Below are 8,494 nucleotides of genomic sequence, written 5' to 3'. Positions count from 1 at the left end.
GCAGAGTTGCTGGTCGGCACTTGTTCTTGGTGGTCCGGATGTGGCACCGCTGATGCCTGCGGGGTCCGAGTGTGGAGGGTTGGGGACGGTGAACGTCCCCAATCCTCCACACTCGAGGTGCACCAGGTTCAGGGGCATGCCCCCTGAAGCTCTGTTGATCAAACTTCGCAACCGGGTGCGACCCCGTGTCCATGAAGGAATTGGGGCACTCAACGTCCCAATTCCTTCATAGACGTCGGCCTGCGCCATGACGAAGAGGTCCCCGACCCGCACGATCCCAACATTGCCGGGACCCCCGGTTGAGCCGAGGGAAGAGGGCCTTCACGCGCAAAGCGTCAGTCCAGCTGAGGAGCGACCTCGGCGGCGATCAGCTCGATCTGGTCCACGTCCGACAGATCCAGCAACTGCAGGTACAGCCGGGTGATCCCGGTCTTCTCCCGCCAGTGCCCGATCTTCTCGGCGACCTCCGCCGGAGTGCCCGCGAGACCGTTCTCGCGCAGCTCTTCGACCTCGCGGCCGATCACGCCGGCGCGCTTCGCGACCTCGGCGTCGTTCCGGCCGACGGCGACGACGAGCGCGGCCGAGCGGATGATCTCCTTGGGGTCGCGGCCGATCTCGCGGGCGGCGTCCTCGACGCGGCCGAACTGCTCGACGGCGAAGTCCGGCCCCACGAACGGCAGGTTGAACTCGTCGGCGTACCGCGCGGCGAGCGCCGGGGTGCGCTTCTTGCCGCCGCCGCCGATGATCACCGGCGGCCGCGGCCGCTGGGCGGGCTTCGGCAGACCCGGTGAGTCGACCAGCTTGTAGTGCTCTCCGTCGAACGAGAACGTCTCGCCTTCCGGCGTCTCCCACAGCCCGGTGACCACCGCGAGCTGCTCGGCGTAGCGGTCGAAGCGCTCCTTGATCGGCGGCAGGTCGAGGCCGTAGGCGGTGTGTTCGTCGTCGTACCAGCCAGAACCGAGGCCGAGTTCGACGCGGCCGCCGGACATCTGGTCCACCTGGGCGACCGAGATCGCCAGCACCGACGGGTGCCGGAAGGTCGCGGCGGTGACCAGGGTGCCCAGTCGCACGCGGCTGGTCTCACGGGCGAGACCCGCGAGGGTGATCCACGCGTCGGTCGGCCCCGGCAGGCCCGAGGCCGAACCCATCTTGAGGTAGTGATCGCTGCGGAAGAAGGCGTCGTAGCCCGCGTCCTCGGTGGCCTTCGCCACTCGGAGCAGGTCGTCGTAACTGGCCCCCTGCTGGGGCTCGGTAAAGATCCTGAGGTCCACGAACGCCACCCTAGCGACGGTGTCGTCAGCTCGCTTTCCCGTGCTCAGCGGGCGGAACGCGGCGGAACCCGACGAGCAGCCGCACCAGGACCTCCTCGACCTGGGCGCTGACCTTCTTCGGCTCCGGCGAAGAAGCGATCTCGATGGCCGCGCTCGACAACGCGCCGAACAGGAGCCGTGCCGTGACGTCCACCGGGACGTCGTCGACCTCGCCGACCTCGATGAGCGACTGGATCCCGGTGCGGACCAGGCCGAAACTGCACCTCTCCTCGGCCTCGCGCCAGCGTTCCCAGCCCATCACCACCGGCGCCTCGTGGATCGCGATGCGCTGATACGCCGGGTCGAGGCAGCTCTGCAGGAATCCGCGCAGCCCGGCGAGCGCTCGTTCCCACGGCGATTCCGGACCGTGCATGATCTTCTCGAGCCTGTCGAAGACCTGGCTCTCGACCGTGTCGAACGCGGCCTCGAACAGCGCCTGTTTCCCGCTGAAATGGTGGTAGAGCGCACCCTTCGTCACCCGGGCCCGTTTGGCGATCTCGTCGAGAGATGTGCCCGCGTATCCGCGTTTGGTGAACAGCTCCACGGCACTCTCGACGAGTGCCGACCGGGTGGACTCGGAGTAGTCCAGCCGCCTTGACCTCATTGTCGCCACCTTCACAACTTTACGCCGCCGGTACCGCTCCATACCCATGGTATGTTGGCTGCTGTCAGGTCCGTACCGGGAGTATGCCGCAAACCTGCGGTATGAACCGGGTCACGGAGGGGAGCCTTCATCATGAGCTGGAACGACTTCTACCAGCGGCGCGACATCCTCGAAGCCGCACTGCGCCAGGCGGGTCACCACCCGTCCGACCCGCTTTCGCTCGACGAAATCCCAGGGGCCGCCAAGTACTTCGCGACCGAAGCCGAGCTTCTGGTCGCGCTTCAGTACAAGTGGAATCAGGTGTTCAGCGGACACCTTCGCGCCGAAATGGCCGACCCCGACTACGCCGATCACGACCTCGCGCTCGACAGGGTCGACGCCGTCACCCGTGCCTGGAACCGCGTCACGGCCGAGCACGAGACCCTCCGCGCGGTTCTCGACGCGGCGCTCGAGCGGTGCCCCGCGCTGCTCCCGTCGCACGAAGCCGAACTGCGCACCCTCGCGCTCACCGCGGGGCTGGCCGACGGGAACGAGCCGACCGCGGAGATCACCAAGGTCGGCAGCGCGTTCGCCACCCTGCTCCGGCACGGCCGTCAAGCCAAACCCGCCCGCCGCCGCAGCCCGATGGGCCACCTGCTCCGGTTGCTCGCGCCCAGCGCGTGACCCCCGTGGCGGCGGCCCCGCCGATGTAGTTAGGTGACCGACATGGCTGCTCACACGCGCTGGACCGAGGCCGACATCCCGGATCAGACCGGCCGGACCGTGTTCGTCACGGGGGCGAACTCGGGACTCGGCCTGCGAACGGCCGAGGTGCTCGCGGAGAAGGGGGCCCGCGTGCTGCTCGGCTGCCGGTCGCCGGAACGCGGTGCCAAGGCACTGGACCAGGTCCGCGCGGCCGCGACCGGAGCCGCGCCGGAACTCGTCCGGCTGGATCTCGCCGACCTCGCGTCGGTGCGCGAAGCCGTCAAGAAGGTCGAAGAGCTGTCGGAGAACAAGCTCGATCTCCTGATCAACAACGCCGGCGTGATGGCGACCCCGCGCGGCCACACCAAGGACGGCTTCGAGACCCAGTTCGGCACGAACCATCTCGGGCACGCCGTGCTGACCTGGTCGCTGATGCCGTCGCTGCGCAACGGTTCGGGCGCCAGGGTGGTGACCGTGTCGAGCATCGCGGCGACCGGCGCGCGCATCGACGTCGCGGACCCGAACTTCGAACGCCGCATGTACAACCCCGGTTCCGCCTACGGCCAGTCGAAACTGTCGAACCAGGTGTTCGCGCTCGAACTCGACCGCAGGCTGCGTGCCGCGGGCGAAGGCGTCGTCAGCGTGGCGGCCCACCCCGGCTACACCTGGACCGGGCTCGGTTCGGGTATGGCCCGCTCCTACCGCAACCCCGTGGTGCGCGCGCTCGTCGGCGCCGGAAACCGGATCGGCGAGGTCCTCATCGCGCAGAACGCCCGGATGGGCACGCTCCCCCAGCTGTTCGCGGCGACCGCGCCCGAGGTGACCGGCGGCGACTACATCGGCCCGCGCGGTCTCGGTGGCTTGCGCGGCAACCCGGTCAAGGTGCGGCCTCTGCCCGCCGCGCGGAGCGAATCTCTCGGCGCCGCGTTGTGGGACGTGACCACCAAGTTGACGGGCGTCACCCCCGACCCCGCGTGAGCGGCGACCACCACTGAGCCGGGCGTAGGGTGGCGATGTGAGTGCTGCCCCAGATGGCCGCAAGTTGTTGCGGCTCGAGGTCCGGAATTCCCAGACTCCGATCGAGAAGAAGCCACCGTGGATCAAGACCCGGGCGCGGATGGGACCGGAGTTCACCGAGCTGAAAGGCTTGGTGCGCCGTGAAGGTCTGCACACCGTCTGTGAAGAAGCGGGCTGTCCCAACATCTACGAGTGCTGGGAGGATCGTGAGGCGACGTTCCTGATCGGTGGCGATCAGTGCACGCGGCGGTGTGACTTCTGTCAGATCGACACGGGTAAGCCTGCTGCGTTGGATCGGACTGAGCCGCGCAAGGTCGCTGAGAGCGTCCAGGCGATGGGTTTGCGGTATTCGACGGTGACCGGTGTCGCGCGCGATGACCTGGATGACGGTGGTGCGTGGTTGTATGCGGAGACCGTGCGTCAGATTCACGCGTTGAACCCCGGCACCGGTGTGGAGTTGTTGATCCCGGACTTCAACGCCGATCCCGATCAGCTGGCTGAGGTGTTCGGGTCGCGGCCGGAGGTGTTGGCGCACAACGTGGAGACGGTGCCGCGGATTTTCAAGCGGATCCGGCCTGGTTTCCGGTATGCGCGGTCGCTGGAGGTCATCACGAAGGCTCGTGAGGCTGGTTTGGTGACGAAGTCGAACCTCATCCTCGGTATGGGCGAGACCCCCGACGAGGTCGCGCCCGCGATGAAGGATCTGGTCGACGCGGGCTGCGAGATTTTGACGATCACCCAGTATCTGCGGCCCTCACCGCGGCATCATCCGGTGGACCGGTGGGTGAAGCCGGAGGAGTTCGTCGAGCACTCGAACGCCGCGGAGGCGATGGGTTTCGCCGGTGTGATGGCGGGGCCGTTGGTGCGGTCGTCGTACCGGGCGGGGCGGTTGTTCGCGCAGACCAAGGCCCATCGCGGCGAGCCGCTGTCGGAGAACCTCGCACACCTGGCCGCCGAAGGCCCCGCAGCACAGGAAGCCAGCTCGCTACTGGCCCGGTGACTCCGGTCACCCTCTTTCCGAGTCGCCACCCACCAGGTCACGGATCAGTAAAGTGACCTGGTGGCGTTGGTAACGGATCTTCTGAACTGGCTGCAAGGACTCCCGGAACCGGGACTGGTCGCGGCGACCGGCGGACTGGTGTTCGCCGAATGCACCATCGGGCTCGGCTTCATCGCGCCCGGCGAATCGGGGCTGCTGGTCGCGGCCACGACGGCGACGTCCGTCTCCCGGTTCCTGACCCTGTGGGCGGTCGTGACGGTCTGCGCCGCACTCGGCGATTCGCTCGGCTACGCGATCGGCAAGCGGTTCGGGCCGCGTCTGCGGGAGACCAAGCTGATCCGCAAATACGGCCTCGACGCCTGGGACAAGGCGACCGGCGTGCTCGAACGGCGAGGCGCGTGGGCGGTGTTCTTCGCGCGGTTCCTCCCGGTCATCCGCACGCTGACCCCGGCGGCGTCCGGAACCTCGGGCCTGCCGTTCCGCAAGTTCCTGCCCGCCGCCGCGGCCGGCGCGGCTTGCTGGTCGGCCATCCACATCGGCATCGGCGCCGCCCTCGGTGAAGCCGCGAAGAAGGTCGAAGGCGCACTCAACACCGGCGGCCTGATCATCGTCGCCGTGCTCGTCGGCGTCGCCGTGTTCTTCCTGCTTCGCTACAAGAAAAAGAAGGCGCTCGGCGCCACAGCCGAAGAAGCCACTCCGGCGAAGGTCGGCGCGGGCGACTAGATTCCGGGCATGAGCGCCCTGAACCTGCCCCAGCCCATCGGTTTCGTCCTCGGTGGCGGCGGCAGTCTGGGTGCCATGCAGGTCGGGATGCTCCAGGCACTCTCGGAGGCCGGTGTCGCTCCCGATCTCGTCGTCGGCACCTCGGTGGGCTCGCTGAACGCCGCCGTCCTCGCACTCGGGGACGAGTCGGGCGATCGGCTGCGGCGGATCTGGTCGCGGATGACGCGGCACGAGGCCTTCCCCGGCGGCGTGCTCAGTCAGGTGCGGACCCTGCGGCACAGCAAGACCAACCTCTTCCCCAACACCGGACTGGCCGCGATCGTCGACGAGCACATCGGCGAGGGCGTCCGGTTCGAGGATCTCGCGCTGCCGCTGGGCGTGATCGCGACGGACGTCGACACCGCCGAGCCGCTGCTGATCCGTTCCGGCCCCGTCCTGGCGCCGCTGCTGGCCAGTTGCGCGATCCCGGGGATCTACCCGCCGGTGCCGTTCGAAGGCCGCATGCTCTACGACGGCGGCCTCGTCGCCAACGTGCCGATGCGCCAGGCGCTCGCGATGGGCGCGAAGTCGCTCGTCGTCCTCGACTGCGCCTTCCCCGGCAAGATGCCCGGCACCCCGCAGACCTTCGCCGAGGTGATGATGTTCACCGCGATGATCAGCATGCGGAACCAGGCCGTGCTGGAGGCGCCGATCGCCGCCGCCGAGGTGCCCGTGGTGTACGTGCCGGGACCGAAACCGGTGCGCGTCAGCCCGCTGGACTTCAGCCACACCACGACCCTGACCGCCGAAGCCTACGAAGCCGCGACGACCTATTTGGGCGAATTAAGCATCGATGGCCCCGGACTTTATGGCGCACCCGGTCTTGTCGTGGCGTGACAAGCAACCATCCGGCATCGATCACGTCTTCTTCGTCGCGTACTTTTGAAAGAGAACTTTCCGCTGATCGAGCGACGTACCTGGTTATATTTAAAGAGAGACTCACATGTTTCCCAAGAAGACATTACTTTCGACAGCCGGAATACTCGCGGCCATACTGCTGATCTCCGCCTGCTCGTCCTCGGGCGACACCGGAAGCGGCACCTCGAAGTCGTCCGGCACCAGTGCCGAATCGGACGAAAGCGCGGTTTCGGTGACCATCGAGCCGGCGGGTGGTACGGACGTCAATCCGGCGACGCCGGTGGTCGTCAAGGCCGAGCACGGCAAACTGACCGACGTCACCGTCACCAACGCCGACAAGGGCAAGCAGGTGAAGGGGGAGCTGGCGGGCGACGGGCTCAGCTGGAAGACCACCGAACCGCTCGGCTACGGCAGCACCTACAAGATCGTGGCACACGCTCAAGGCACCAACGGAAAACCGGTCGAGCAGCAGACCAGGGTCTCCACGCTGAGCCCGAAGCAGCAGGCGAACCCGAACCTCATCCCGGCACCCGCCGCGGTCACCTCGGGTGGCGTGGGCGTCGGGCAGCCGATCGTGTTCGCCTTCGGCCAGCCCGTGAAGAACAAGGCCGAGGTGGAGAAGAAGCTGTCGGTGGAGTCCACGCCGAAACAGGAGGGCTCCTGGTACTGGATCGACGACAAGAACGTCCATTACCGGCCCAAGGTCTACTGGCAGCCCGGGACCACGCTGAAAGTGTCCGCGATGATCTACGGCGTCGATTTCGGCAATGGCGTCTACGGCGCGACCGACCGCACCGAGACCTACAAGGTGCACGATTCCTGGGTCGCGAAGGCCGACGGCAACACCGAGCAGATGCAGATCTTCCACAACGGCCAGCTGGCGAAATCGATGCCCATTTCCATGGGCAAGGATGCGACGCCGACACATTTGGGCGCGCACGTCATTTCGGACAAACACGAGAATTATGTGATGGACTCGTGCACTTACGGCGTTTGCCAGGGTCAGCCGGGGTACTACAAGTCGAACGAGAAGTGGTCGCTGCGGATCTCCAACGACGGCGAGTTCGTCCACGAGAACCCGAACAGCGTGGGCGCGCAGGGCAGCTCGAACGTTTCGCACGGCTGCATCAACCTCAACGCCGCCAACGCCCAGTGGTTCTACCAGAACATGGGACTCGGCGACGTCGTCGAGGTGACCAACTCCGGTGGCCCGCAACTGCCGGTCTGGGACCTCTACGGTGACTGGTCGAAGTCGTGGGCGGACTGGCAGGCGGGCAGCGCCGTCAAATAGGGGCATGATGGGCCGGTGACCACCACCGACCCCGATGCCGATCTGAGCAAGGCCCGCTCACTCGTGGCCGGCGCCGGCCGGGTCGTCGCACTCACCGGCGCCGGGATCTCCACGGACTCGGGAATCCCCGACTTCCGCGGCCCGCAGGGCCTGTGGACCCGCGATCCGGCCGCGGAGAAGATGTCGAACCTCCAGGCGTATCAGGGCAGCAGAGAGGTCCGCGAGCGCACCTGGCAGGCGCGGCTGGTCCACCCGGGCTGGCACGCCGAGCCGAACGCCGCGCATCGCGCTCTGGTGCGGCTGGAGGAGTCCGGAACCCTGACGCATATCGTCACGCAGAACATCGATCGGCTGCACCAGAAGGCGGGCTCCTCACCGGAGCGGATGCTGGAACTGCACGGGACGATGTTCGAGTCCGTCTGCCTGTCCTGTGACGACCGCCGGGACATGCGCTCCGCGCTCGACCGCGTCCGGGCGGGAGAGACCGATCCGCCCTGTCTGGTGTGCGGAGGCATCCTGAAGTCCTCCACGATCTCGTTCGGCCAGCACCTGGACCAGAACCTGCTCCGGGCCGCGCGCGCCGCCGTCTCCGAGAGCGACCTCCTGCTGGTGGCCGGGTCCTCGCTGAGCGTGCAGCCGGCCGCCTCACTGGTGAGTGTCGCTTCGCGAACCGGTTCCGCGGTGGTGATCTGCAACGGCTCCGAAACGCCCTACGACGCCATGGCGACCGTCGTGATCCGCGGCCCGCTCGGCACAACCCTCCCGGCCCTCACTCCCTGACCAACCCCGTATCTCACGTGCTCAGCCGGGTATCTCGTGTGATCGGCTGGAGAACTCGTGTGATGGGCTGGAGATCATCGTGTTCTCCGTTCAATCACGCGTGTTCTCCGGCTGATCACGGGTGTGGTGGGGTCTGGGTATGAGGAAAGGGTCCAGGTCCTGGGAGAACTCGTGGTTCTCGACCAGGT

The 8,494-nt window shown here is 67.2% G+C and carries 9 protein-coding genes; 7 read left to right on the top strand and 2 right to left on the bottom strand.

Going from position 1 to position 8,494, the window contains the following annotated elements; genetic code table 11:
• Window positions 1-335: 335 nt before the first annotated feature.
• A complete protein-coding gene (locus tag ACZ7KI_RS43185; protein ID WP_470278792.1) occupies window positions 336-1,271 on the bottom strand; it encodes an LLM class F420-dependent oxidoreductase in 936 nt (311 codons plus the stop codon).
• A 25-nt stretch (window positions 1,272-1,296) separates the two neighbouring features.
• Window positions 1,297-1,914 (bottom strand): TetR/AcrR family transcriptional regulator, encoded by a 618-nt coding sequence (locus tag ACZ7KI_RS43180; RefSeq protein WP_465505542.1) that lies wholly within the window; start codon window positions 1,912-1,914, stop codon window positions 1,297-1,299.
• Window positions 1,915-2,046: 132 nt separating this feature from the next.
• Between ACZ7KI_RS43180 and ACZ7KI_RS43175 the strand changes: the two genes are divergently transcribed.
• From ACZ7KI_RS43175 to ACZ7KI_RS43145, 7 genes are all read left to right on the top strand, one after another.
• Window positions 2,047-2,577 (top strand): hypothetical protein, encoded by a 531-nt coding sequence (locus tag ACZ7KI_RS43175; RefSeq protein ID WP_470278791.1) that lies wholly within the window; start codon window positions 2,047-2,049, stop codon window positions 2,575-2,577.
• A gap of 42 nt (window positions 2,578-2,619) precedes the next feature.
• The gene (locus ACZ7KI_RS43170) at window positions 2,620-3,576 is read left to right on the top strand and encodes an oxidoreductase (protein ID WP_470278790.1); all 957 of its coding nucleotides are present in this window, start codon (window positions 2,620-2,622) and stop codon (window positions 3,574-3,576) included.
• A 37-nt stretch (window positions 3,577-3,613) separates the two neighbouring features.
• On the top strand, window positions 3,614-4,615 hold the full coding sequence (lipA, locus tag ACZ7KI_RS43165; RefSeq protein WP_470278789.1) for a lipoyl synthase: 1,002 nt from the start codon (window positions 3,614-3,616) through the stop codon (window positions 4,613-4,615).
• 60 nt (window positions 4,616-4,675) lie between these two features.
• Window positions 4,676-5,338 carry a DedA family protein gene (locus ACZ7KI_RS43160; RefSeq protein ID WP_470278788.1) on the top strand — a complete coding sequence of 221 codons (663 nt, stop codon included), beginning with the start codon at window positions 4,676-4,678 and terminating at the stop codon, window positions 5,336-5,338.
• A 9-nt stretch (window positions 5,339-5,347) separates the two neighbouring features.
• Window positions 5,348-6,214, top strand: coding sequence for a patatin-like phospholipase family protein (locus tag ACZ7KI_RS43155; protein WP_470278787.1), 867 nt, complete (start codon window positions 5,348-5,350; stop codon window positions 6,212-6,214).
• Window positions 6,215-6,320: 106 nt separating this feature from the next.
• A complete protein-coding gene (locus ACZ7KI_RS43150) occupies window positions 6,321-7,526 on the top strand; it encodes a L,D-transpeptidase (RefSeq protein ID WP_470278786.1) in 1,206 nt (401 codons plus the stop codon).
• A gap of 15 nt (window positions 7,527-7,541) precedes the next feature.
• Window positions 7,542-8,306, top strand: coding sequence for an SIR2 family NAD-dependent protein deacylase (locus tag ACZ7KI_RS43145; protein ID WP_470278785.1), 765 nt, complete (start codon window positions 7,542-7,544; stop codon window positions 8,304-8,306).
• Window positions 8,307-8,494 lie beyond the last annotated feature (188 nt).

It is taken from the genome of Amycolatopsis sp. NPDC039088, from assembly GCF_055598845.1.
The sequence above is the reverse complement of the archived record's forward strand: the minus strand, read 5'-3'. Positions and strand labels throughout refer to the sequence as shown.

Bases quoted from the DNA above. Each gene is read 5' to 3' on its own strand.
- ACZ7KI_RS43180 (WP_465505542.1), bottom strand. From the start codon at position 1,914: ATGAGGTCAAGGCGGCTGGACTACTCCGAGTCCACCCGGTCGGCACTC.
- ACZ7KI_RS43175 (WP_470278791.1), top strand. From the start codon at position 2,047: ATGAGCTGGAACGACTTCTACCAGCGGCGCGACATCCTCGAAGCCGCA.
- ACZ7KI_RS43170 (WP_470278790.1), top strand. From the start codon at position 2,620: ATGGCTGCTCACACGCGCTGGACCGAGGCCGACATCCCGGATCAGACC.
- ACZ7KI_RS43155 (WP_470278787.1), top strand. From the start codon at position 5,348: ATGAGCGCCCTGAACCTGCCCCAGCCCATCGGTTTCGTCCTCGGTGGC.
- ACZ7KI_RS43150 (WP_470278786.1), top strand. From the start codon at position 6,321: ATGTTTCCCAAGAAGACATTACTTTCGACAGCCGGAATACTCGCGGCC.